Source organism: Rhodopseudomonas infernalis (assembly GCF_022271405.1).
Classification (GTDB): Bacteria; Pseudomonadota; Alphaproteobacteria; order Rhizobiales; family Xanthobacteraceae; genus Rhodopseudomonas; species Rhodopseudomonas infernalis.
The window spans coordinates 14831-38094 of record NZ_JAJNAL010000017.1; the positions used below are offsets into that span (position 1 = coordinate 14831).

Below are 23264 nucleotides of genomic sequence, written 5' to 3' on the forward strand. Positions count from 1 at the left end.
TATTCATACAAGCCCGGATTAACCCTCGAATTCGAATGCAAATTGATTCACTTTGAATCATCTCGACGTCGCCAAGGCTCGTCCGTAGCGTGTCAGTCGCAAGATGCGGCGCGCAACGTCCTGCTGATCGCGCGGTGCAGCGTCCCGACTCATCACTTGCACTGTCCGTCTCAAAGGAGACCCGCCGCCATGGCGATGATGACTGATCATGCGGTCCACGATTTTGCCCCATCGGCCGTTCCGTTCCGGCACGCTGCTGTCCCATTGTCGCAACGCGTGGCACAGGTCGCCGCGATCGCGGCGGTCGAAGCCGACAGCGTCGACCAGGAGTCGCGCTTCCCGGCGGCCGCGATCGAGGCTGCGCGTGCTCACGGCCTGCTCGGCGCCCAGATCCCGGTCGAACTCGGCGGCGAGGGCGCGTCGATCCACGACGTCACCGAGATGTGCTACACGCTCGGCCGCGCCTGCGCGTCGACCGCGATGATCGTGGCGATGCATCAGACCAAGGTGGCTTGCCTGGTCCGCCACGGCCGCGGCAGCGCCTGGCACGAACAATTGATGCGCCGGCTCGCGGCGGACCAGCTGCTGCTGGCGTCGTCCACGACCGAGGGCAATAACGGCGGCAACATCCGCGCCAGCGCTGCGGCGATCGAAGTGACGGCCGAGGCGGTGTCGCTGGTACGCGACGCCACGGTGATCTCCTACGGCGCCCAGGCCGACGGCGTGATGACGATCGCGCGCCGCGCCAATGATGCGGCCGCGTCCGATCAGGTGCTGGTGGTGTTCACCAAGGAAGACTACACGCTGCGGCCGACGCTCAGCTGGGAGACGCTCGGCATGCGCGGCACCTGCAGCCGCGGCTTCGAGCTCAAGGCCAACGGTCTCGCCGCGCAGGTGTTCACGGATCCGTACGACCGCATTCACGCTCAGACCATGACGCCGGTGGCGCATCTGTCATGGTCGTCGGCCTGGGCCGGCATCGCGGCGGCGTCAGTGGAGCGCGCGCAGGCCTTCATCCGCAAGGCGGCGCGCGGTGCCGGCGGGCAGCTGCCGCCCGGCGCCGCGCACTACAATGCGGCGAAGCGCTCGCTGATCAAGCTGCGCGCGCTGATCGCCGCCAATCTCGATACGTTCGCGGCGGCGGAGTTCGACGAGCGCGCGCTCGGCTCGCTGGATTTTCAGTCGGGCATCAACCTGCTCAAGGTCGAGGCTTCGGAACTGGCGGTGGAAACCGTGATGAGCGCGATGCGGGCCTGCGGCCTGGCGGGCTATCGCAACGACGGCGACTTCACGATCGGGCGGCATCTGCGCGACGTGCTGTCGTCGCCGCTGATGATCAACAACGACCGCATCCTCGCCAATATCGGCACCGCCAGCCTGATGGCCGCCGTGCCGGCGACGCTGCGCGACTGATCAACGAACCAGATTCAGAGGAGTCACTCCGCATGAACGTCGCGATCCGCTCCATCCCGTCGGAAGCCGCCGCGCAGCCGGTCGATCCGCTCGATCATCTCGCCGCGCATCTGTTCCACAAGCTCGGCGCCGACGGCGTCTATGCGCGCACCGCGCTGTATGAAGGCATCGTCGAGAAACTCGCGGCGCTGATCTCGCGCCATCGCGAGACCGGCACCGAAGTGATGCGGTTCCCGCCGGTGATGAGCCGGGCTCAACTCGAGAAGTCCGGTTATCTGAAGAGCTTTCCGAATCTGCTCGGCTGCGTCTGCGGCCTGCACGGCACCGAGCAGGAGATCAACGCGGCGGTGAGCCGGTTCGACGCCGGTGGCGATTGGACCACCTCGCTGTCGCCGGCCGATCTCGTGCTGTCGCCCGCGGCCTGCTACCCGGTCTATCCGATCGCGGCGAGCCGCGGCCCGCTGCCGGCCGGCGGCCTGCGCTTCGACGTCGCCGCGGATTGCTTCCGCCGCGAGCCGTCGAAGCATCTCGACCGGCTGCAGTCGTTCCGGATGCGCGAATACGTTTGCATCGGCGCGCCGCAGGATGTCGCCGAGTTCCGCGAGCGCTGGATGGTCAAGGCGCAGGCGATCGCCCGCGATCTCGGCCTGGCGTTTCGGGTCGACACCGCGTCCGATCCGTTCTTCGGCCGCGTCGGCCAGATGAAGGCGATCAGCCAGCAGCAGCAGGCGCTGAAGTTCGAACTGCTGGTGCCGCTGCGCTCGGAAGAATCCCCGACCGCCTGCATGAGCTTCAACTATCACCGCGAGCATTTCGGCGTGACCTGGGGCATCGACGACACCGACGGCAACCCCGCCCACACCGGCTGCGTCGCCTTCGGCATGGACCGGCTCGCAGTCGCGCTGTTCGCCACCCACGGCATCGATACGAGCGCGTGGCCGGCGAGCGTGCGTGAGGTGCTGGCGCTGGACTAACAAACGCGCCGTCGTTCCGGGGCGCGCGTAGCGCGAACCCGGAAGCTCGTCTGTGGACACCAGCCTCTCCACGTCATTCCGGGATGCGCTGCGAAGCAGCGCAGGCCCGGAATCCATATCCACTGTCATTGCATTGAAGCACGGCTGCTGCAACGCCCATGTATCACCGAGAGTCCAGGGAGTATGGATTCCGGGTTCGCGCTTCGCGCGCCCCGGAATGACGAGAGGTTGGTAATCGAAGCGAGCTACGCCGTATTCCCGGCGTCGATGGTTTGCACCGATCCGGTGATGTTGCGGCCGCCGTCGCCGAGCAGGTACTCGACCATGCGGGCGACGTCGTCGGCTTCGGCGAGGCGGCGCAGGGCGCTGCGGTTCGCGATCTTGTCGCGGCCTTCGCCGGCGAGGCCAGAGGTCAGCTCGGTGTCGATGAAGCCGGGCGCGATGGCGTTGACGGTGATGCCGAGCCGGCCGACTTCGCGCGCCAGCGACCGCGTGAAGCCGATCGCCGCCGCCTTGGTGGCGCCGTACACCGACAGGCCGTTGTAGCCGGTCGAGCCGATGATCGATGACATGTTGATGATCCGCCCGCCGCCATCCGCCATCATGTTGCGGACGACGTACTTGGTCAGCACCATCGGCGAGGTTACGTTGATGCGCAGCAGCGCTTCGATCTGGCTGTTGTGCATCGTCGCCAGCACGCCCTCGGTGCCGATGCCGGCATTGTTGACGAGGCCGTAGATGGAGCCGAACTCGCGGCGCAGTTCCTTGACGAAGCCGGGGATGGCGTCGATCTCGCCGAGATCGAACGGCTTGAAGGCGATCGAGCCGTCGCCGTTCGCCGCGGCCGCGATCGCGGCCTTCAGCTCGTCGCTCTCGCGCCGCGCCACGGCGATCACCCCGTAACCGCCGGCTGCGAGGCGCTGCGCGATCGCCAGCCCGATGCCGCGGCTGCCGCCGGTCACGACGACTTTACGCATGACGGGCCAGCTTGCCGGAGGCGGTGACGTCGAGCTGCGGCACGAAGTTGACCACCGCCGGCACCTTGTGGGCCGGCAGCGCACGCCTGCACTCGGCGAGGATCGCCTCGCGGATCTCGCCGGTGCGTCCGGAGTCCGACACGTTGGCCAGCAGCACGTCGGCGACCACCAGCGCGCCGGTGATCGGGCTGCGCCGCGAGCGGATCCGCGTCATGCGGACCGCGGGGTGACGGTTGATCACGGCTTCGACTTCCTCCGGATGCACTTTTAGGCCGCCGACATTGATGATGCCGTCGCGGCGGCCGACGAAGTAGTAACGATCGTCACGCAGCTCGACCATGTCGCCCGTGTCGATGAAGCCCTCGGCATCGGCGAGCTGCGGTGCGCCGGCGCCGACGTAAGTATGCGCGGTGCGGCCGGAGCGGATCCGCAGCGAGCCGTCGACGACCTTCATCTCGACGCCGGTGGGGCTGGTGCCGATCATCGCGGCGGGAAAGCCCTCGCGACCATCATTGACCGCGAAGCCGACGCCGGCCTCGGTCGACGCGTAGGCATGGCCGATCGACGCGTCGGGAAAGGCGCGGCGCAGGCTGTCGAGCACCGCCTGGTCGGCGATCTCGCCCGACAGCCGCACGTAGTTCGGGCGGAAGCTGGTGATCGCGGCACTCATCAGCGCCTTGCGCCAATGCGACGGCGTTCCCGAAAGATGCGTGACGCCGCGTGCGGCGAGCCGCGCCAGATGATTGATCACCTGCTCGCCCGGCGCCGACAGCACCATCGAGCCGCCGCCGAGCACGGCGCGCAGGAAGATCTGCAGACCGCCGTAGCGGCGGATGTCGTAGAAGGTCGCCCAGGTCGGCGGCGTGCCAGACGGCGCACCATCGGCAACGATCGCGCCGGTCAGGGCAGCCAGCGTATGGGCCACGATCTTCGGCGCACCTGTGGTGCCGGAGGTCAGCATCAGCCACTGCGTGCTATGCGCCAGCTCCGGCGGCTGCGCCGACCGCAACGGCAGCGCTGCCGGCACGATCAGGTCGACGCCGAGGCCGGCCCAGCGTGCCGCATCGTCGGTCACGATCGCGTCGATCTGCGCGTCCGCGATCAGCGTGGCGGCGTAGTCCATGTTGAAGTCGGGCGGGCACAGCAGCATCCGCCGCACCACGCCATCGAGCTCGATCATCGCGATGCCGCTGAGCAGCTGCGTCGACAGCGACAGCACCACGGCGCGGCCCGCCAGCTCCGGGAGTCGGCCGCCCAGCACGGTTCCGCGTGCGATGTCGGCGATCGCGACGGTGTCTGCCGCGTCGGACAGCGTGCGGTCGCTCACACCCGCCGCGAGATAGTTGCGCAGCGCGCTGATTTCACGCGGGGACATTCTCGTACGCCTTGATGAAGTCGCCCAGCGTCACCGGAAAGATCGCGTCGTCGGCGGTGGTGAACGGATCGACGCCGAGCGTGTCCTCGAGCCGTGCGACCAGAATGGCGAAACACAGCGAGTCGAAGCCGGATTGGTGTAGTACCAGATCGTCGGTGAGCGCCGGCAGCTTGCGGTTCTGCTCGGCTGCGATCTCTTCCATCATCTTCACAATCGTTAACCGTACAGACATCGTTATTTCGCCTTCCTGATCGATCCGTGAGACAACACCATAGGGCGCAAAGATGAAGCGAATCTATGTGCGTAGCTCGCAATTCCGGTCGATTGGTAAACGCTGATGAACGCCCCTCAAGTGCGCTGCCGTGAAATCGTCGAAGGCGATATCGAAGCGGTCTCGGACCTGCTGACGCGGGGGTTTTCGGGTCGTACGCACGATTACTGGCGCAGCGGTCTCCACCGCCAGCGCGCACGGGACATTCCGGCTGATTGTCCGCGTTACGGTTATCTGCTCGAGACCGAGGGCCGGCCGGTCGGCGTGCTGCTGCTGATCTATGCGCCGCGCGGTTCGGGTCTGCTTCGCTGCAACGTGTCGAGCTGGTATGTCGACCCCGAGTTCCGCAACTACGCGACGATGCTGACCTCGATGGCGCAGAAGAACAAGGCGGTCACCTACGTCAACATTTCGCCGGCGGTGAATACCTGGCCGATCATCGAGGCGCAGGGCTTCCGCCGCTATTGCGCCGGCATGTTCGTGGCGGTGCCGCTATTGTCGCGCGCCGAGCCCGGCATGCGGGTCGAACGTATCACCGGCGACACCGGCGCGGTGGCCGGGCTGCCGGAGGCCGAGTTCGACTTGCTGCGCAGCCACGCCGGCTATGGCTGCCTGTCGCTGGTGGCGCGCGTCGGCGGACAGGCGATGCCGTTCATCTTGCTGCCGAAGCGGATGAAGCACGGCCGCTATCCGACGCCGGCGATGCAACTGGTGTATTGCCGCGACGTGGCGGAGTTCGTGCGCTGCGCCGGCGCGCTCGGCCGCGCGCTGCTGTGGCGCGGCGCTCCGCTGGTGGCGCTCGACGCCAACGGACCGATCGACGGTCTGAAGGGCCTCTACTCGGATTCGCGCGGCCGCAAATACTTCAAGGGGCCGAACCCGCCGCGGCTCGGCGATCTCACCGAAACCGAACTGGTGCTGTACGGCCCGTGACGGCCGGCGCCTCACAACACAGGGAAACGCCATGCATCAACCGCTGAAGAGCCGCACCGCCGCGGAGGCGCTGGTCGATCAACTCGTGATCTGCGGTGTCAAGCACGTGTTCTGCGTGCCGGGCGAGAGCTTTTTGCCGGTGCTGAACGCGCTGCGCGACCGCGACATCACCATCACGGTGTGCCGCCACGAAGGCGGCGCCGCGATGATGGCGGAGGCGATCGGCAAGGCGACCGGCCAGCCCGGCATCTGCTTCGTCACTCGCGGGCCGGGCGCCACCAACGCGTCGGCCGGCATTCACGTCGCGCGGCAGGATTCGACGCCGATGATCATGTTCGTCGGCCAGGTCGAGCGCAGCGTCAAGGAACGCGAGGCGTTTCAGGAACTCGATTATCGCGCCGTGTTCGGCAGCATGACGAAGTGGACTACCGAGATCGACGATGCGGAGCGCGTCACCGAACTGGTGTCGCGCGCGTTCTACACCGCGACCAGCGGCCGGCCCGGTCCTGTCGTGGTGGCGCTGCCGAAGGATATGCTGAGCGAGCGCGTCAATGTCGGCAACGCGCCCGGTTACAAGCAGGTCGAGACCTCGCCGGGCGACGAGGAAATGCTGGAACTGGCGGCGCTGCTGGCGAATGCGCAGCAGCCGCTGCTCGTGCTCGGCGGCAGCCGCTGGAGCCTGAAGGCGCGCGAGCAGATCGAGGACTTCGCGACCCGCACCGGTCTGCCGGTCGCCACCAGCTATCGCCGCGGCACGCTGTTCGACGTGATGCATCCGCGCTATGCGGGCGATCTCGGCCTCGGTCCCAATCCGAAACTGGTGGCGCGCGCCAAGGCGGCCGACCTGATGGTGCTGATCGGCGGCCGGCTCGGTGAAATCCCGTCGCAGGGCTATGCGTTGCTGGAGAGTCCGGTGCCCGCCACCAAGCTGGTGCATATCCATCCGGGCGCCGAGGAACTCGGTCGGGTGTATCGGCCGCAACTCGCGATCCACGCCTCGCCGATCCGCTTCGTCGCGGCGCTGAGCAAGCTCGACATCGCGCCGCAGCCGGCTTGGCGGGAGGCGGCCGATGCGGCGCATGCGGAGTATCTGGCCTGGACCGAGACCGCGACGCCGCAGCCGGGCGACGTCAATCTCGGCGAGGTGATGGTCTGGCTGCGCGACAACGTGCCGGCCGACACCATTCTGTGCAACGGCGCCGGCAACTACGCGTCGTGGATCCATCGCTTCTATCGTTTCCGCAACTACATGACGCACATTGCGCCGACGTCGGCCTCGATGGGCTACGGCATGCCGGCCGCGATCGCGATGCAGCGGCTGCATCCGGAGCGCCTGGTGCTGTCGGTCAATGGCGACGGCGACTTCCTGATGAGCGGGCAGGAGTTCGCGATCGCCGTGCAATATCGGCTGCCGATCGTCACCATCATCGCCGACAACGGCATGTACGGCACCATCCGGATGCATCAGGAGCGCGAATTCCCCGGCCGCGTCGCGGCGACCGAGCTGCATAATCCGGATTTCGCAGCCTACGCCCGCGCATTCGGCGGCTTCGGCGCGAATGTCGACAAGACCGCCGATTTTCCGGCGGCGTTCGCGGCAGCACGTAGCTCGGGATTGCCGTCGATCATCCACCTCAAGATCGACCCCGACGCGATCCTGCCGGGCGCGACGCTGTCGGGCATCAAGCAGGCAGCGCTGGCGAAGGGGTGAGGGTGCGGTTTCCTTGCCACTAGCACCGTCATTCCGGGGCGCGCGCCCTTGCGCGCGAACCCGGAATCCCGAGGTAGTTTGGCACACTGCTTCACCGCGCGAGATTCCGGGTTCGCGCTACGCGCGCCCCGGAATGACCGCGGAGAGGACCTTGATTGTTCGATAGTCAGAGGCGGTTGACCGCACTCACCCGTGCGCGAAGTCCCAGTACAGCTTCCTTGCACGCGCATAAAACGGGCCGGGCTGCAGGGTGCGGTCGTCGATGCGGATGATCGGCTGGACCTTGGCGAAGTTGCCGCTGGCGAAGATCTCGTCGGCCGTGGTGAAATCCTCGTAGCGCATTGTGGTTTCCACCACGTCGGCGCCGTCGCCCCGCAGCAGGTCGATGACTCGCCGCCGGGTGACGCCGTTGAGGAAGGTGCCGTTCGGCGCCGGCGTGTAGATCACACCGTCCTTGGCCATGAAGATGTTCGAGTTGCCGAGTTCGGCGATGTTGCCGAGCATGTCGCGCATCAGGCAATTGCCGAAGCCGCGGCTCTGCGCTTCGATCATCGCGCGTGAATTGTTCGGATACAGGCAGCCGGCCTTGGCGTCGACCACCGCGCAATCGGCGCTCGGCTTGCGGAACGGCGACAGCGTGATCGACAGGCCGGTCGGTTTCGGCATCGGCGCTTCGTAGATGCACAGGCACCAGTTGGTCGTCTCGGGATCGAACAGCACGCCGCCGCCGGCGCCGTTCTGCGCCCAGTACATCGGGCGGATGTAGAGCTCAGCTTGGGGGGCGAACCGCTTCAGCCCGTCCTGCACCAGGCCGTGCCAGGTCGCATGGTCGACCATCGGCTTGAGCTTGAAATTGGTCGCCGACCAGTTGACCCGCGCGATGTGTTTGTCGAGATCAGGCGTCACGCTTTCGAAGGCGCGCCCGCCGTCGAACACCATCGAGCCGAGCCACGCGGCGTGGGTGCGGGGGCCCATGATCGGCACGTTGCCGTCGTGCCAGTCGCCGTCGAAGAAGGTCCAGGTCGTCGAGTAGTTCACCGCGGCGACGGCGGGCGCGGCGAGGCGGCTGCGCGGCGGCGGGGCTGCGGTGTCGGGGCGGACAGAGCGGGCTTCAAGCGTATCGTGCGGCATCACACTCTCACCTCTGCGTTGACGAGACGTCGATAGAGCGCCGCGTCCAGCGCTACGTAGTGGCCGGCTGGGGCATCGGCGAAATACAGCGGATCGCTGATCCGATCGGGGTCGAAGCCGTCGTCGATCAGGTCCTGTTTCTTCTGCTTGAAGGTGCCGGTGATCTCCAGCGCCGGACGCAGCCGGACAAACAGCGGGCGCGCGAAAGCCGGAAGCCGCTCGGCGACGTGGCGATACAAAGCTTCCAGATCGAAGCCGTCAGCGACCACCAGCGCCGCCATGCCGGCGCGGCCATCGCTGTGCGGCACAGCCACGCCATAGACGCTGGCGTCGACCACGCCGGGGCAGGTGGCGAGTGTCTCTGCGACTTCGCTCGCCGCGACGTTCTCGCCCTTCCAGCGGAAGGTGTCGCCGATGCGGTCGACGAAATGAAAGAAACCCTTGTCGTCGCGCAACATCAGGTCGCCGGTGCGAAACCAGGCGTCGCCGTCCGCGAACACGTCGCGCAGCACTTTCTTGTCGCTCTCCGCCGCGCTGGTGTAGCCCTCGAAGCGGCCGCCGCGCGCATCGGCTTCGCCGATCCGGCCGATCGCCTCGCCGGCCTCGCCGGGCGCACAACGGATGCAGCGCCCCTCGGCATCGCGCAGCGGCAGTCCGGCCTCGATGTCGAACTTCACGATCGCGGCCGGAAAGCGATGCGCCAGGAACGACGGGATACGCCCGATCGCCCCTCGCTCGCCCTCGACATTGTAGAGCGAGAAATTGCCTTCGGTTGATGCGTAGAATTCGAGGATGCGCGGGATCGCGAACCGGGTCTGGAACGCGTCCCAGACGTCTCCGCGCAGGCCGTTGCCGCAGACGAGTCGCAGCCGATGCCGCGTCTCGCGCGGCGAGGGCGGCGCCTGTAGCAGATAGCGGCACAGCTCGCCGATATACTGAAACAGTGTGCAGTCCCAGTGAACGATGTCGTCCCAGAACCGGCTCGCCGAGAACTTCTCGGCGATCACCACCGCGCCGCCGGCCATCAGCATGCTGCCCGGCGCGACCACGCCGCCGACGCTGTGATACACCGGCAGGCAATTGTACATCCGGTCGTCGGCCGCGGCATCGGTCAACCCGGCGAACCAGCCGGCCCAGCTCATCACCCGCCGATGCGTCACGCGCGCCGCCTTCGGGAGCCCGGTGGTGCCGGAGGTGTAGATCAGCAGCGCGAGGTCATCGACGGTGATGTGGCGCTGCTCACGAAGAGCTTTGCCTTCGCTGGCAGCGAGCGCGGGTTCGATCGAGTTCTCACCGAGGTTTCCGCCGTGCTGCCACAGTCGCGGCGCCGACGTGAGATGTGCGCGGGCGCCGGCGAAAGCGTCGATCAGATCGTGCGCCACGATGATGTGCCGAGCCTGCGCGATGTCGATGCAGTGCGCCAGCGAGGCGCCGAGCAGCTGGGTGTTGATCAGTGCCACGACGCCGCCGACGCGTGTGATGCCGAGCCAGGCGGCCAGATAGTCCGGCCGGTTCGGCATCAGCAGACACACCGTGTCGCCCCTGGCGATGCCATGCGCGATCGCCCAGTTCGCATAGCACCCGATGCGGGCCGCGAGCTCGGCGTAGTTCAGCGAGTTCTGCTCGGACAGAATGGCAGGGCGGTCCGGCGTCGCGGCGGCGTGGTCGGCGATGACGTCGGCGAGCAGGCGATCCGGCTGCTGCTCGATCCGCGCGGTGATCTCGATCGCCTTCAGCCAGCTCTTCGCGACGGACGGTTTTGCGGCCGGCGGAGCACCATTCGAAGCGGTGGCTATCAATGCGGTTGGTTGCATGTTCATGAACGCCGGCCAGGCAATCTGTCGAGAAATCTCGATGCAGTTTATGCGAAACTGCTTGGCGATTGCTTGTGCCCGCTGTGACAAAGCGTCGGCAAGGTAAACGAATGGAATTGCATAAAATTTGAATCAAATTCGCTCGAAATGATCATCTGTCGTTAGGGTTAGTACGTCGTCGTTTCCGAAACTTGTTGTCGAATTAATCCTCCGCGTCTTAGCTAGCAGCATGCGCGAACTGCGTGCGAAGTGCAGGACGCCGATGCGGAGGTGACGCCATGCGCAACGAGACGATTGCGATCCACGCCGGCTACGATCCCGATCCGACCACCAAGGCCGTCGCGGTCCCGATCTATCAGACGGCCTCCTACGCATTCGACAGCGCCGATCACGGCGCCGCGCTGTTCAATCTCGAAACCGAAGGCTATCGCTACTCGCGGATCGCCAATCCGACCAGCGCGGTGCTGGAGAAAAGGGTCGCAGAACTGGAAGGCGGCGTCGGCGCGCTGGCGGTGGCGACCGGGCAGGCAGCGCTGCATTACTCCTTCGTCAACGTCGCCGATCATGGCGGCAACATCGTTTCGGTGCCGCAGCTCTACGGCACGACGCATACGCTGCTCGCGCACATCCTGCCGCGGCAGGGCATCACCGGCCGGTTTGCGGAGAGCGATCAGCCGGAGGCGATCGAGCGGCTGATCGATGATGACACCCGCGCAGTGTTCTGCGAGACCATCGGCAATCCGGCCGGCAATGTCTGCGATATCGAGCGGATCGCCGAGGTCGCGCATCGCCACGGCGTGCCGCTGATCGTCGACAACACGGTGGCGACGCCGATCCTGCTCAAGCCGATCGATTACGGCGCCGATATCGTGGTGCACTCGCTCACCAAGTTCCTCGGCGGCCACGGCACCACGCTGGGCGGCATCATCGTCGACAGCGGCCGGTTCGACTGGGCGGCGCAGCCGAAGCGTTTTCCGGCGTTCAATCAGCCGGATCATTCGTATCACGGCATGGTGTATGCCGAGCGGTTCGGGCCGACCGCCTATATCGAACGCGCGCGCAGCATCTATCAGCGCACGATGGGCTCGGTGCTGTCGCCGTTCAACGCCTTCCTGCTGCTGCAGGGCATCGAAACCGTGGCGCTGCGGATGGAGCGGCACGTCGAGAATGCCCGTAAGGTCGCCGAATTCCTCAAGGGCGACCCGCGCGTCGCCTGGGTGAACTACACCGGCTTCCCCGACAGTCCGTATTATCCGCTGGTGCAGAAGTATCTCGACGGCCAGGCGTCGTCGCTGTTCACCTTCGGCATCAAGGGCGGGATGGAGGCCGGCAAGGCCTTCTACGACGCCCTCAAGCTGATCACCCGCCTGGTCAATATCGGCGACGCCAAGTCGCTGGCCTGCCACCCGGCGTCGACGACGCATCGTCAGATGTCGGTGGAGCAGCAACGCGTTGCCGGCGTGCTGCCGGAGACCATTCGGCTGTCGATCGGCATCGAGCACATCTCCGACATTCTGGCCGATCTCGATCAGGCGCTGGCCGCGGCGAGCGGTCAGCAGCCGCGCCTCCTCGCCGCCGAATAGCAGGCGGGGCAGCATGACCCTGCTGTTCGACAACATCGACCTGGCCCATGAGGCTTCGCTGGTTCCGGTCGGCGCATCCGACGCCGCGGCGAGTCTCGGTCCGCAGCCGGGCCGCCGCGTGTTGGAGATCGGCCTCGTCAACAACATGAGCGATGCGGCGCTGCGCGCGACCGAACGGCAGTTCCAGCGGCTGCTTCGCTTCGGCTCGGGGGATCAGCCGGTGCGGCTGCATTGCTTCGCGCTGCCCTCGGTGCCGCGCGCGGCCGCGACCCGTCACCGCATCGCCAGCCTCTACACCGATCTCGCCGGACTCGATCACCTTCGGCTCGACGGCCTGATCGTCACCGGCGCGGAGCCGCGCGCAGGCTCGCTGCGCGAGGAACCGTACTGGGACGAGATGCGGGCGCTGGTCGACTGGGCGGCCGCCAACACGCGCTCGACGATCTGGTCTTGCCTGGCCGCGCACGCCGCGGTGCTGCATCTCGACGGCATCGAACGGCAGCGGCTGCGGCGCAAATGTTCAGGCGTCTATGGCTGCGCGCGGCAGGGCGACGACCCGCTGCTGGCCGATCTGCCCGCGCAGGCGCGCGTGCCGCATTCGCGGCTTAACGATCTTCCCGCCGAGAAGCTGAGCGCGGCCGGCTACACCGTGCTGACCCAGGCCGAAGGCGCCGGCGTCGATATCTTCACCCGCGACGCCAGCAGCCGTTTCGTGTTCTTCCAGGGCCATCCCGAGTACGATCCGGCCTCGTTGCAGCGGGAATATCTGCGCGACATCGGCCGCTACCTGGTCGGCGAACGGGACGACTACCCGGACGTTCCGGTCGATTACTTCGACGCCGGCACCGAGCTGGCGCTGCAGGCCTTTCGCGCGGAAGCCGAAGCCGTCCGCGATCCGGCCCTGATCGCCAAGCTGCCGGCTTTGGCGATGCGCGACGGCATGGCCGCCGCAATCGAAGCCACCGCCGCCGCGCTGTTCCGCAACTGGCTGACAAGCCTCGCACAGTAACAGGGCGGCGCGAGCGCTGCTGAGGCCTTCTGCGTTCCAGACGCTGGACCATCCCCGTCATGCCCGGCCTTGTGCCGGGCATCCACGCCTTGCTGCAGGAAATGCGTCAAAGGCGTGGATGGCCGGGACAAGCCCGGCCATGACGAGCGTCGTGAACGATTGAGAATCTAGAGTGATCGTTCGTCAAGACACCTGAAAGAGCGCGCCTCACTCCGGGCGCAGCGAGACCGGGTCGCGGCGCAGGCGTGTCAGCAGGCGGAGCACCGAGCCGTCGATGCCCGCCATGCTCTTGGCGGCGCCGCGGAGCAGCAGCGCCAGGGTGACGAACGAGATGGTGGTGGCGGCCACCGCGCCGGTGATGCCGAACATCGGGATCAGCACGAAGAAGCCGACCGCGCGCATCAGGAAGGTGCCGCCGACGATCGTCAGATAGGTGCCCTCGTGCCCGGTCAGCATCAGAATCGAACCCGACGGACCGGCGGCCGCGACCGCCGCGGTTCCGATCGTCAGCAGCGCCAGCGCGCCGTAATACGGCACGTAGTCCGCGTTGAAGGCGAGCAGGATCCAATGTCCGCCGCCGATCACGACGACGAGGCCGGCCGTGACGATCGCCAGCGTGATCAGGGCGACGGAGTCGAGCAGGCTGTCGAGCTGCCGATATTGCCGATTGTAGTACAGATTGGGGAAGTGCCGGGTCGAGAAGATGTAGACCGCACCGGTCGCGGTCGCGAACGCGTTGGCGATCCGGGTGGTCACGAAGTAGGCGCCCGCGATCGTCGGGCTCATCAGATAGCCGATGATGACGACGTCGGCATATTGATTGGCGGCTTCGAGGCCGCTGGAGATCCACAATTTGGTGGAGCGCGCGATCCAGGTGCCGAACTCGAAGCGCGAGCCGGATTGGCCGATTTCCGGAAACTGCGCGCGCACCCGCCGGCGCAGCAGCGTCATCTGGATGATCACGGTGATGCTCGAGGCCGCCGCCATGCACAGGAAGATGCGGTAGATCTCGATCGGGAAGCCGAGCACGTAGCACACGGCCAGATACGCCATCGGACACAGCGCCACCGGCAGATAGGTGAGCCCGTCGCCGACCCAGACGCCGACGGCGCCGCGGGCGAGATGCGCCGAGGTCAGCATCAGCGAGTAGCAGATCAGATACAGCGTCGCCGCCACCGTCAGGGCAGCGTCGTGCTGTGCCAGGAACCAGACGAAGAACGGCAGACCGACCAGGATGACGCCGGCGAGCGACGCCAGCGCCGTAAACGTCATCGCGCCCTTCAGCGTCTGCTGGTCTCCGGCCGAGCTGAATTCGCTCCACGACCGGGTGATGAAGATCTGCTGGCCCAGCGTGGCGACGACGCTGAGCAGGCCGGCGGCGCTGAACAGCATCGAGTAGGTGCCGAAATCGTGACCGCTCAGCATCCGCGCGGCCAGCGTCACCAGGCCCAGATTGGCGATCGTGATTCCGACGCGCAACGCGAACGCGCCCGACATGGCGCGGACGGCGACGTTGTGGCGGAGACCAATCAATCTGGCGGTGGGGAAGCTGAACTTCACTTATTGAACCTGGCCGGAGCGAAACTGTCGGATGGTGACGACACGCGCATCGCCTTTTCGTCTCCGATCTGCCGCAACACGGATGTGGCAACGGAGCACTGGCATCGATACGCAATCTACTCTAATTGAAGCGACTTCGATGGCATGCAAATCGATAATTGCGTGTAGGGTAAAGAGCCTCGGTATTCGTTTGCAGAGAACCCCGCGACGTGTGCCCGGTTAACCATACCCGTACGAGCGGACGAGGTGTGGATGGATCAGCTCCCGGCGAGATACGAGACGCTGCTGCGCATCGCGGCGTGGCTGTGTCTCGGGTTCATCGCGATGGCGACGCTCAGTCCGCTCGGGCTGCGGCCGACGACCGGATGGTCACCGTCGATCGAGCGGTTTCTTGCCTTCGCCTTGGTCGGCGGCCTGTTTGCGGCGGCCTATCCGCGCTACATCGTGTTCGCCGCGCTGGTCGTGCTCGGCGGAGCTGCGTTGTTCGAAATTCTGCAGGTTTTCACGCCATCGCGGCACGGCCGATTGTTCGACGCCGCCGTTAAATTCTCCGGCGGGACGTTCGGATTGATCGCGGGCTGGCTGTTCGTGCGCTTGCTGCCGCGACGCTGACGTCGTCCGCTGTCTTTCAACGGCTGTCTGCGGCGGCTGGTGCGCCGAGTTTGTCGGGCAGTCGAAGCCCCTCGATCCGCGGCTGAATGATGGTGCCGTCGATCAGCTCGAGCCGGCCGCAGCGGTTCAGCGTGTGCAGTTTGCGCCCAGGCCAGCGCGGACCCGGGGAGACGGTGTGATGCACCGTCTGGGCGAACCGGGTCGGCGACAACTCGGTGATCTCCGCGAGTCCCAGCGCACCGCCGTAACCGCGGGTGCAGTCCTGAACCGGCCGCCAAAGCCGACCGCCATGGTGCACAAATTGGCCGGCCGGGCGGGCGCTGGCGCGATCGACCAGCACCGGCCGCTGCGCATGCGGCAGCCACGGCCCGAATAGATTGTCGGCATGATAGATGGACAGCGTATCCGAATAACCGCCGGCGCCGTCACGCGTCGCACCGAACATGTAGTGCCAGCCGTCGTGTTCCACGATCGTGGCGTCGGCGAACTCGACGCCGGACAACAGCGTCGCGTGGCGCTCCCAGCGACGCGGGAACTCGACGCATCGGTAGATCGTCACCTCGTGCTGCGTGCTGCTCTCCGGGATCATCCAGAGTTGGTCGTCGTGGACGATCAGGAACGGATAGGAGAGGTGCCAGGGCTCGTCGAGCACGGGGATCGCTTCGCCGATCGGGCCGCTCTCGCCGAACTCGATCGCCGAGATGAAGCCCTTGCCGACGCGATGATCGAGCTCCTCGAAGAACACGAAGGTGCGGCCCTTCCAGGTGATCGGAAACGGATCGGCGTAGAAGCGGTTCGCCGGGCTCGGCACTGCGCGCCAGCTCGGGCCGGACAGATCGCCGGACGTCCAGATGCCGGCGTCATCAGTGTGGCGCCAGCCGATGCGCCAATGCGGTGAGTAGCAGCACAGCCGATAGACCCGTCGCGCGATGCACTCTGCGAGGCCGCGCAGCACGAAAGCCGCCGGCGCGCGCGGGCTGCGCGGATGCGGCGCGGGATGCGGCAATGCCGGCCGCGGGCCGCTGTCGATCACGCCCTTCAGCAGCGTCGCGGTGCGGGCCATCACGGTTTCGATCGCGCCCCCCAGGCCGTCGGCGGCTTCGCCGGAGGGTTTGCCCGACCACGCGATCGCGTCGCTCATTTCGTCGGCAATGTCGATGCGTGGCAGATCGCCGGCCACGATTGCGGCGATCGCGGCATCTTCGCCGGCGGCGCCGTCATACAGCGGGCGTAGATAGTGCAGATAGGTGTGAGCTGGATCGCGCGGCATCGCGGTGAAGTCCACCACGATGTCGGCGGCCTGCAGCGCCGGCCGGCTGGCCTGGGCAAAGTCGGTGTCGGCGTCGGCCCCGCAGCTTCGGCCGCGCCGCATCAGCATGCGCTCGAGTTCGAGCAGCGATTCGAGCCCGGCGGCACGTTCCGCCTCGGTGCGCACCCAGGCGATCTGAACCGCGTGCGGGCCGCCGCCCAGCAGCGCCATCACATGCCGCATCCAGCGGCGCGGTCTTTGAGCGTCGAAGCGGAGCTCGACGATCATTGCGCGGGCTCCGGCCCGCCGGGACCGATCGCCTGCTCGATGATGCGGACATATTCGTCGACCATCGCGTCGACCGAGTAGAGCGTCTTCAGGCCGTCGCCGGCCCGGCGAAGCTGCGCGCCGAGTGCCGGATCGCCGACCACGCTGGCGATCGCTGCGCCGAGCGCGGTCGGATCCGACGCGTCGACCAGCACCGCTGCGGGCTCGCCCTGATACGCCAGCACCTCGCGCAGCACCGGCAGGTCGTTGGCGACCACCGGCACGCCCGCATGGGCGGCCTCGACCGCCGCCAGCCCGAAGGTTTCGGCCAGCGACGGGAACACGAAGACGTCGAGACAGGCGAGGAAGTTCGCGACCTGCTCGGGCGAGATCTCGCCGACGAAATGCACGCGGTCGGCGACGCCGAGTTCGGCAGCGAGCTGGCGCAGCCGCGCCTCGTCGGGGCCCTGTCCGGCGAGCGCGAGGCGCCAATCCGGATACAGCGGCAGCACGCGCAGCGCGGCATCGAGTTGCTTCAGCGGATGCAGCCGCGCCACCGAGCCGAGCAGGGTCGCGTCCGGCGGCAGGCCGAAGTGACGCCGGGCCTCGGCTTTCGACAGCGTCGGCCGCTTCTGATCGAAGCCGTGCGGCACATGGGTCAGCCGCTTGCGATAGCCGGCCGGATAGCGCGAGTAGTCGCGCAGCATGTCGTGCGAGTTGACGGTGATCCGCCGGAAAATTCCGAGCTGTCCCATCACGCGGTCGACCGCTTGCAGCCAGGCCGGCATCGTCAGCCGCGCCGACACCTGGTTGGCGATCACTGGGGCCGGGCCGGCGAGGCGGGCGATGCCGCCGCCAATCGCGTTGCCGTAGTGCTGGAAGGTGAGGATCACGTCGGGGCGCAGCGCCCGCAGCCTGCGGTGCAGCACGCCGAGAAAGCGCAGGAACGACAGCGGATCGCCCGGCCGCCGCGGCGCGCAATAGCTGGTCTGCGGCGGCTCGTCGAACGAGCGCGACTGGCGGAAGAAGAACAAATTGTGGACGTCATAGCCCCGCGCCGCGAGCCCGGCGCCGACCAGCCGCGAGATTTCCTGCGCGCCGGCGTTCTCTGCCTGGGTTTGCACCAGCAACACGCGCGCCCGCTTCGCCGCGCCCGCAGGCTCGGCGCGAGGCTCCAGCACGTCGATCGTTTCGGCGCGAGGCTGAGGTTCGTTGGTCATTGACGATGTCGTGGACAAAAGGACTTCCCGAGTCTCGGCTGAACATCGGAATGCGCTAGCCGAAGGTTAATCAACGATTAAATATCCGTGTATCTGGTTTACACCAATCCGTGGCACTGCGGGTGAAGTTCCACCTCGTGCGGTTAATCGGATTCCGGCGACTGTACTCGCCGCCGCTTGGTCCACGAAGGCCCCACATCCATCACGGGTCGCAGCCGTTCGCGCAGCAGCCGTAACGCCCGATTAACCGTAGTTCTTTACTTTGTAGTGAGTATGCAGGGCGGCTTGGGCGCGGCCGAATAGTTCGGCGGTGTCGCGGCGAGGTCAATAGGCATCGAGACCGTTGCGGCACGAGGCCGCGCTTACACCCATTGGCCGCAGCGGCTAATCATCGGATTCGTAGATCCAGCGAGTTGTAAAGTATCATGTCCCGCATGCCGCCTCCGCCCGATGCGCCGGCCAACCGTCTCTCCGACGGCGTCGATTTTCGGAACGTGCTCGGGATCCTGTCACGGCGTCGTAGTTGGGTTATCGGCATCCCGGCGGTGCTGTGCGGCATTGTGGTGGCTTATCTGTTGGTGGCGCATCCCTCCTACACCGGGACCGCGCAGGTGTTCGTCGACCCGCGCGATCAGTACACGCCGAAGGACGACCCGCTGCAGAACTCGGTGCCGGGCGACGGCCTGTTGCTGGTGGAAAGTCAGCTCAAGATCATCACCTCGAACGAGGTGCTGAACCGTGTCATCGAGCAACTGAATCTGCAGAACGATCCGGAGTTCAACGGCGAACGCATCACCATCGGACGGCTGGTGAAGTCGGTGATCGGGCTCGGCAGGACCGAAGACCGGATGCTGGTGACGCTGCGCAATCTCCGCAAGAACGTAGCCACCAAACGGATCGACCGCTCCTTCGTGATCGATATCCTGGCTTCGGCCGACACCGCGCCGCGCGCGGCGACGCTCGCCAACGCGGTGGCGACTGCATATCTGGAAGAACAGTCCGGCGCCAATTCTGCGTTCCAGCGCCGCACCTCCGAGGCGATCTCGTCGCAGCTCGGCAAATTACGCCAGGAAGTGAAGCGCGGCGAGGAAGCGGTCGCGGCCTTCAAGGCGGCCAACAATCTGGTCGGTTCGCGTAGCCGCATGGTCAGCGAGCAGCAGCTCGACGAGGCCAACACCCAGCTTACCAACGCCAAGACGCGTCTCGCGGACGCGCAGGCGCGGGTGCGATTGATCGAAACGATCGAGCACGGCGATGCCGGGCTCGAGGCGTTGCCCGAGGCGATCCAGTCCGCCGCGATCGTGCAGCTCCGCTCCCGTCTGGCAGATGCCTCGCGGGAAGAAGCGCAGCTTGCCCAGATCGACGGCCCCAACCATCCGGCGCTGCAGGCGGCGCGCGCCCAGGTGCGCGACGCGCAGGCGGCGATCCAGCGCGAGCTCAAGACCATCGCCCGCTCGGTGCGCAACTCCGAGACCAGCGAACGCAGCAATGTGCAGAACCTGCAGGCCAATTTCGAAGCGCTGAAGAAACAGTCGCAGGCCAACGAACAGGCGATGGTTCCGTTGCGCGAACTCGAGCGCAAGGCGGAGTCGAGCCGTGTCGTGTACGAGACGTTCCTGGCCAAGGCCAAGACCGCCGAAGAACGTCAGGGCATCGACACCACCAACATCCGGCTGATCTCGCGCGCGACCACGCCGGAGAACAAGAGCTGGCCGCCGACGCTGATCATGCTGGCAGCGGCGATCTTCGCCGGAATCACCATCGGCATCGCGGCGGCGCTCGCGCGTGATGCGTTCGATCGCCCCGGTCGCGAGCCTGATCCCGAAGCCGTACCGGATGCGCCGGCGCCGGCCGAGGTTGTGGCGCCCCCGATGCCGCGGCCCGCGATGGCTCAGGACCACGTCAGCCGGCTCGAAGCCCTCGGCGAAGAGTTGCTTGCTGCGCCGAAGGGCACCACCATCGTGCTGGTCCAGGTGCAGCGCGACGCGTGGCTGAGCGACGTCGCCCTGCAACTCGCCCGCAGCCTGATCGCCAACCGCGTCGACGTCACGCTGGTCGACGCCGATCTGGCGCGTCACCCCACCACGTCCCGGCTCGGCTTCGACAGGGTGCCCGGCCTTTGCGACGTGCTGATCGGCGCCGCAGACATCCACGACGTGGTGCGGCTGCACAAGCCGACCGCGATGCGTGTGGTGCCTGTCGGCCTGTCGGCGATCGGCAGCCGCGATCCGCAGGCCCGGCAGTCGCTGTCGGCCGCCCTGCGGCAGCTTCGTGCCTTCGACCGCGTCGTCATCGACGGTGGCGAGATGGGCGAGTCGGCCTCCGAACTCGGCCTGTACTACATGGCCGATGAGGTCGTGTTCCTGGCGCAGCGCGAGGGCGGCAAGAGCGACGACGCGGAGATTTTGGTCGAGCTGTTGCGCCATCGCCAGATCAAGGCGCGCGTGGTGATCGTCGAGCCGGACGTCTCGGTGGCGGCATGACGGCGCGCGGCGAGGGCACGCCGCTCGCGCCGGCGGGGTTCGCGCCAGCCACTGCCTCGGCGTCCGTCGTTCGGCTGCGGCTGCCCTTCGCCGGGCCGTTCGTCCAGAAGCTGATGGCCGTCTACATCGTGCTGTTGTTCGTGGTGTCGGCCAATGTTCTCGACCTGATCGGCTACGATTACAGTTCGATCGGCGGCTCGCCGATTACCAAGATCCACATCTCCACCTACTTCATCGTTCTGCTGTTCGGCGTGTTCGTCGTCACCTATCCGCACAAGCGCGATCTCGCCCGCTATTATCTGGCCACCAAGCTCGGCTCGATCTTCTTCCTTTGCGCCGCGGTGTTCGCGGTGGTCAACATCGTCGCCGACGGCCGCAACGGCTTCGGCATGTTCTTCGACACCGATCTGCACCTGTTTCTGTGCGCGATGCTGCTGCCGTTCGTGTCGCCGGACAACATGGACCGGCTGGAGCGCTTCCTGCACTGGTTCTTCTTCGCCAATGCGCTACTGGCAGTGATCGAACTCGCCATCGGCTTCAACATCTTCCCCCTGATCACCTATTCACCGGACGGCATGACTACGGTCGAGCCGCGCGCCACTGCGTTCCTCAGCCATCCGCTGCACGCCGCCACCATCACCTGCGTCTACATCGTCAGCCTGCTGTGCGGCGCCGGCACGGCGCTGCGGGCCAATCTGCGGATGCCGATGATCGGGCTGCAATGCGCCGCGCTGCTCGCGTTCGGCGGCCGCACCGCGTTCCTGCTGACCGCGGTGATCATGGCCGGGATGCTGCTGTGGACCTTGCTGCGCGCGGCGGCCGGCATGAAGCTGTCGCGCACCGCGCTGATCGTCTGGTTCACCATCATTCCGATCGGGATTGCCGCGGTCGCGGTGCTGGCCTCGATCGGCGCCTTCGATCAGATGTTCGACCGCTTCACCGAGGACGGCGGCAGCGCCCGCACCCGCTGGCTGATGGTGCCGCTGCTGCTGTCGTTCAACTGGGGCGACATGCTGTGGGGCGCGCCGACCGACTATGTGCGCTCGCAGGTCTATTCCTACGGGCTGGAGTGGGGCGTCGAGAATCCATTCATCCAGATGAGCGTGTTCCAGGGCGTCGTGGTCGCCTCGATGATCATGCTCGGCGCGCTGTTGCTGATCTGGGAAGCGTACCGACGGATGACCTGGAAGGCGATCTTCCCGATCGCGGTGTTCCTGTTCCTGTGCAGCACGTTCGGCTCGTTCGCCGGACGGTTCTTCACCTTCTCGATCTTTCTGGTGGTGATCTCGGCGCTGTTCCGCAGGCCGGATGCGCCGCGTGACTGGGTGAGCTGAGGTGGACGCAGCGGCACCGACCCGGCTCGCCGACCCGCCCGCCATCGTGCGCCAGGCGCCGGATCTGCGGCCCGCCGGCCGCGGCGGCTATCTGCTGCCTCCCGGTTATCTCAGCACACGCGGCAGCCAGATCGTCGACAATAGCGGCCGTCCCGTGCGCATCGCCTCGATCGGCTGGAACGGCACCGAAGGCCCGCCGGGCGCTGCGCCTTCAGGGACCTGGACCGTCAGCTACAGGACCGTGCTCGACTCCATCGTTGGCGCCGGGTTCAACACTGTGCGCATTCCCTGGATCGATCTCGGCCTCGACACGCCGCTGCACGGCTACAGCGATCGGCTCGGCTGGATCAACACCACGCTCAATCCGGAACTGCTGGCATCCGATACGCCGCGCGCCAACGGCCGCTACAAGTATGTCACGACGCTGACGGCGTTCCGGCGCATCGTCGACTACGCAGGCGAGATCGGCCTGAAGGTGATCTTCGATCACCACACCAATCAGGGCACGGCCGGCCAGCAGCGCAACGGGCTGTGGTTCGACCTCGGCCCCGGCACCAACAACACCGACGGCATCGTGCCTGGCCGGTTCTCCGCCGAGATGGTCAAGCAGAACTGGCTGCGGATCGCCAAAACCTTCGCGGGCAATCCGACCGTGATCGGCTACGATCTGCACAACGAGCCGAACGGCGATCGCGGCCAGATCACCTGGGGCGGCGGCGGCCCGACCGACATCAAGGCGATGTGCGAGGATTATGGCTCGGCGATCCAGGACGTCGAGCCCGGCGTGCTGATCATCTGTGAGGGGCCCGAGACCTACAAGCCGCCGCCGAAGTCATCGGGCATGGACCCGAATCTCGCGGCGCCGGCCGGCAATCTGACGGCCGCGGGCGCCAATCCGGTGCGGCTGAAGATCGCCAACAAGCTTGTGTATTCGATCCACGAATATCCGGAGGAGATCGCCGACACCAAGCGCTGGGGCATTCCGGAAACCGGCAAAGGCTTCGTCGACCGGATGAACGCCACCTGGGGCTATCTGGTTCGCGACAACATCGCGCCGGTGTGGATCGGCGAAATGGGCGCGTCGCTGCGCACGCCGGAGACGCGCGAGTGGGCGCGCAATCTGCTCGACTACATGAACGGCAAATACGGCTCCGAGGGCGGCCCGACCTTCACGGGCGATCAGCAGCCGATCAGCGGCAGCTGGTGGCTGATCGGACCGTCGAACGATCCGCCCTACGGGCTGCAGACCGAGTGGGGCGTCGGCCACTATCGGCCCGATCAGATCGCCATCACCGACCAGATGCTGTTTCGGCCGCGCAAGTAAGTGAGGCCAGCCGCTTCGGCCCGG

General features: G+C 66.6%; 18 protein-coding genes. 10 read left to right on the top strand and 8 right to left on the bottom strand.

What is annotated here, in order from left to right:
- Positions 1 to 189: 189 nt before the first annotated feature.
- Both LPW26_RS13235 and LPW26_RS13240 read left to right on the top strand, forming a co-directional pair.
- A complete protein-coding gene (locus LPW26_RS13235; RefSeq protein WP_238735845.1) occupies positions 190 to 1413 on the top strand; it encodes an acyl-CoA dehydrogenase family protein in 1224 nt (407 codons plus the stop codon).
- A gap of 32 nt (positions 1414 to 1445) precedes the next feature.
- Positions 1446 to 2387, top strand: coding sequence for an amino acid--[acyl-carrier-protein] ligase (locus LPW26_RS13240; protein ID WP_238735846.1), 942 nt, complete (start codon positions 1446 to 1448; stop codon positions 2385 to 2387).
- Between the two features lie 245 nt (positions 2388 to 2632).
- Here LPW26_RS13240 and LPW26_RS13245 read toward each other — a convergent pair whose 3' ends face one another.
- From LPW26_RS13245 to LPW26_RS13255, 3 genes are read right to left on the bottom strand one after another with little or no spacing between them, the layout of a single operon-like run.
- Positions 2633 to 3364: an SDR family NAD(P)-dependent oxidoreductase gene (locus tag LPW26_RS13245; protein ID WP_238735847.1), complete on the bottom strand. Its 732-nt coding sequence runs from the start codon at positions 3362 to 3364 to the stop codon at positions 2633 to 2635.
- Complete coding sequence (locus LPW26_RS13250; protein ID WP_238735848.1) at positions 3357 to 4739, bottom strand: class I adenylate-forming enzyme family protein; 1383 nt, start codon at positions 4737 to 4739, stop codon at positions 3357 to 3359. The genes LPW26_RS13245 and LPW26_RS13250 overlap by 8 nt, the downstream gene beginning before the upstream one ends.
- On the bottom strand, positions 4726 to 4971 hold the full coding sequence (locus LPW26_RS13255; protein WP_182915439.1) for an acyl carrier protein: 246 nt from the start codon (positions 4969 to 4971) through the stop codon (positions 4726 to 4728). Before LPW26_RS13255 ends, LPW26_RS13250 begins: the two co-directional genes overlap by 14 nt.
- Before the next feature lie 105 nt (positions 4972 to 5076).
- On the opposite strand from LPW26_RS13255, the gene LPW26_RS13260 reads away from it, so the two are divergent.
- Both LPW26_RS13260 and LPW26_RS13265 read left to right on the top strand, forming a co-directional pair.
- Positions 5077 to 5943 (top strand): acyl-CoA acyltransferase, encoded by an 867-nt coding sequence (locus LPW26_RS13260; protein WP_238735849.1) that lies wholly within the window; start codon positions 5077 to 5079, stop codon positions 5941 to 5943.
- Between the two features lie 31 nt (positions 5944 to 5974).
- Entirely contained in the window at positions 5975 to 7654 is a 1680-nt protein-coding gene (locus LPW26_RS13265; protein ID WP_238735850.1) for a thiamine pyrophosphate-binding protein, read from the top strand.
- Between the two features lie 186 nt (positions 7655 to 7840).
- On the opposite strand, the gene LPW26_RS13270 is transcribed toward LPW26_RS13265, so the two are convergent.
- Both LPW26_RS13270 and LPW26_RS13275 read right to left on the bottom strand, forming a co-directional pair.
- Positions 7841 to 8785 (bottom strand): branched-chain amino acid aminotransferase, encoded by a 945-nt coding sequence (locus LPW26_RS13270; RefSeq protein ID WP_238735851.1) that lies wholly within the window; start codon positions 8783 to 8785, stop codon positions 7841 to 7843.
- Positions 8785 to 10605 (bottom strand): long-chain-acyl-CoA synthetase, encoded by a 1821-nt coding sequence (locus tag LPW26_RS13275; RefSeq protein WP_238735852.1) that lies wholly within the window; start codon positions 10603 to 10605, stop codon positions 8785 to 8787. The genes LPW26_RS13270 and LPW26_RS13275 overlap by 1 nt, the downstream gene beginning before the upstream one ends.
- Before the next feature lie 272 nt (positions 10606 to 10877).
- Between LPW26_RS13275 and LPW26_RS13280 the strand changes: the two genes are divergently transcribed.
- Positions 10878 to 12182 carry an O-acetylhomoserine aminocarboxypropyltransferase/cysteine synthase family protein gene (locus LPW26_RS13280; RefSeq protein ID WP_238735853.1) on the top strand — a complete coding sequence of 435 codons (1305 nt, stop codon included), beginning with the start codon at positions 10878 to 10880 and terminating at the stop codon, positions 12180 to 12182.
- Between the two features lie 13 nt (positions 12183 to 12195).
- Positions 12196 to 13191, top strand: coding sequence for a homoserine O-succinyltransferase MetA (gene metA / locus LPW26_RS13285; RefSeq protein ID WP_238735854.1), 996 nt, complete (start codon positions 12196 to 12198; stop codon positions 13189 to 13191).
- A gap of 207 nt (positions 13192 to 13398) precedes the next feature.
- Here the strand turns inward: metA and LPW26_RS13290 are convergent, their stop codons facing one another.
- Complete coding sequence (locus LPW26_RS13290) at positions 13399 to 14751, bottom strand: lipopolysaccharide biosynthesis protein (protein WP_238735855.1); 1353 nt, start codon at positions 14749 to 14751, stop codon at positions 13399 to 13401.
- Positions 14752 to 15003: 252 nt separating this feature from the next.
- Between LPW26_RS13290 and LPW26_RS13295 the strand changes: the two genes are divergently transcribed.
- Positions 15004 to 15363 carry a VanZ family protein gene (locus LPW26_RS13295; protein WP_238735856.1) on the top strand — a complete coding sequence of 120 codons (360 nt, stop codon included), beginning with the start codon at positions 15004 to 15006 and terminating at the stop codon, positions 15361 to 15363.
- Positions 15364 to 15379: 16 nt separating this feature from the next.
- Here LPW26_RS13295 and LPW26_RS13300 read toward each other — a convergent pair whose 3' ends face one another.
- Positions 15380 to 16900, bottom strand: a complete 1521-nt coding sequence (locus LPW26_RS13300) for a glucosamine inositolphosphorylceramide transferase family protein (RefSeq protein WP_238735857.1) — start codon at positions 16898 to 16900, stop codon at positions 15380 to 15382.
- Positions 16897 to 18099: a glycosyltransferase family 4 protein gene (locus LPW26_RS13305; RefSeq protein ID WP_238735858.1), complete on the bottom strand. Its 1203-nt coding sequence runs from the start codon at positions 18097 to 18099 to the stop codon at positions 16897 to 16899. The genes LPW26_RS13300 and LPW26_RS13305 overlap by 4 nt, the downstream gene beginning before the upstream one ends.
- 425 nt (positions 18100 to 18524) lie before the next feature.
- Here LPW26_RS13305 and LPW26_RS13310 point away from each other — a divergent pair, with 425 nt between their 5' ends.
- From LPW26_RS13310 to LPW26_RS13320, 3 genes are read left to right on the top strand one after another with little or no spacing between them, the layout of a single operon-like run.
- Positions 18525 to 20582: a GumC family protein gene (locus LPW26_RS13310; RefSeq protein WP_238735859.1), complete on the top strand. Its 2058-nt coding sequence runs from the start codon at positions 18525 to 18527 to the stop codon at positions 20580 to 20582.
- Positions 20579 to 21916, top strand: coding sequence for a VpsF family polysaccharide biosynthesis protein (locus LPW26_RS13315; protein ID WP_238735860.1), 1338 nt, complete (start codon positions 20579 to 20581; stop codon positions 21914 to 21916). Before LPW26_RS13310 ends, LPW26_RS13315 begins: the two co-directional genes overlap by 4 nt.
- 1 nt (position 21917) lies before the next feature.
- Positions 21918 to 23240, top strand: coding sequence for a glycoside hydrolase family 5 protein (locus LPW26_RS13320; protein WP_238735861.1), 1323 nt, complete (start codon positions 21918 to 21920; stop codon positions 23238 to 23240).
- The last annotated feature ends 24 nt before the right edge of the window (positions 23241 to 23264 follow it).

Excerpts from the sequence above, each read along its gene's own strand:
- LPW26_RS13235 (WP_238735845.1), top strand. The coding sequence starts at position 190 with ATGGCGATGATGACTGATCATGCGGTCCACGATTTTGCCCCATCGGCC.
- LPW26_RS13240 (WP_238735846.1), top strand. The coding sequence starts at position 1,446 with ATGAACGTCGCGATCCGCTCCATCCCGTCGGAAGCCGCCGCGCAGCCG.
- LPW26_RS13245 (WP_238735847.1), bottom strand. The coding sequence starts at position 3,364 with ATGCGTAAAGTCGTCGTGACCGGCGGCAGCCGCGGCATCGGGCTGGCG.
- LPW26_RS13250 (WP_238735848.1), bottom strand. The coding sequence starts at position 4,739 with ATGTCCCCGCGTGAAATCAGCGCGCTGCGCAACTATCTCGCGGCGGGT.
- LPW26_RS13255 (WP_182915439.1), bottom strand. The coding sequence starts at position 4,971 with ATGTCTGTACGGTTAACGATTGTGAAGATGATGGAAGAGATCGCAGCC.
- LPW26_RS13260 (WP_238735849.1), top strand. The coding sequence starts at position 5,077 with ATGAACGCCCCTCAAGTGCGCTGCCGTGAAATCGTCGAAGGCGATATC.
- LPW26_RS13265 (WP_238735850.1), top strand. The coding sequence starts at position 5,975 with ATGCATCAACCGCTGAAGAGCCGCACCGCCGCGGAGGCGCTGGTCGAT.
- LPW26_RS13270 (WP_238735851.1), bottom strand. The coding sequence starts at position 8,785 with ATGCCGCACGATACGCTTGAAGCCCGCTCTGTCCGCCCCGACACCGCA.
- LPW26_RS13275 (WP_238735852.1), bottom strand. The coding sequence starts at position 10,605 with ATGAACATGCAACCAACCGCATTGATAGCCACCGCTTCGAATGGTGCT.
- LPW26_RS13280 (WP_238735853.1), top strand. The coding sequence starts at position 10,878 with ATGCGCAACGAGACGATTGCGATCCACGCCGGCTACGATCCCGATCCG.
- metA (WP_238735854.1), top strand. The coding sequence starts at position 12,196 with ATGACCCTGCTGTTCGACAACATCGACCTGGCCCATGAGGCTTCGCTG.
- LPW26_RS13295 (WP_238735856.1), top strand. The coding sequence starts at position 15,004 with ATGGATCAGCTCCCGGCGAGATACGAGACGCTGCTGCGCATCGCGGCG.
- LPW26_RS13300 (WP_238735857.1), bottom strand. The coding sequence starts at position 16,900 with ATGATCGTCGAGCTCCGCTTCGACGCTCAAAGACCGCGCCGCTGGATG.
- LPW26_RS13305 (WP_238735858.1), bottom strand. The coding sequence starts at position 18,099 with ATGACCAACGAACCTCAGCCTCGCGCCGAAACGATCGACGTGCTGGAG.
- LPW26_RS13310 (WP_238735859.1), top strand. The coding sequence starts at position 18,525 with ATGTCCCGCATGCCGCCTCCGCCCGATGCGCCGGCCAACCGTCTCTCC.
- LPW26_RS13315 (WP_238735860.1), top strand. The coding sequence starts at position 20,579 with ATGACGGCGCGCGGCGAGGGCACGCCGCTCGCGCCGGCGGGGTTCGCG.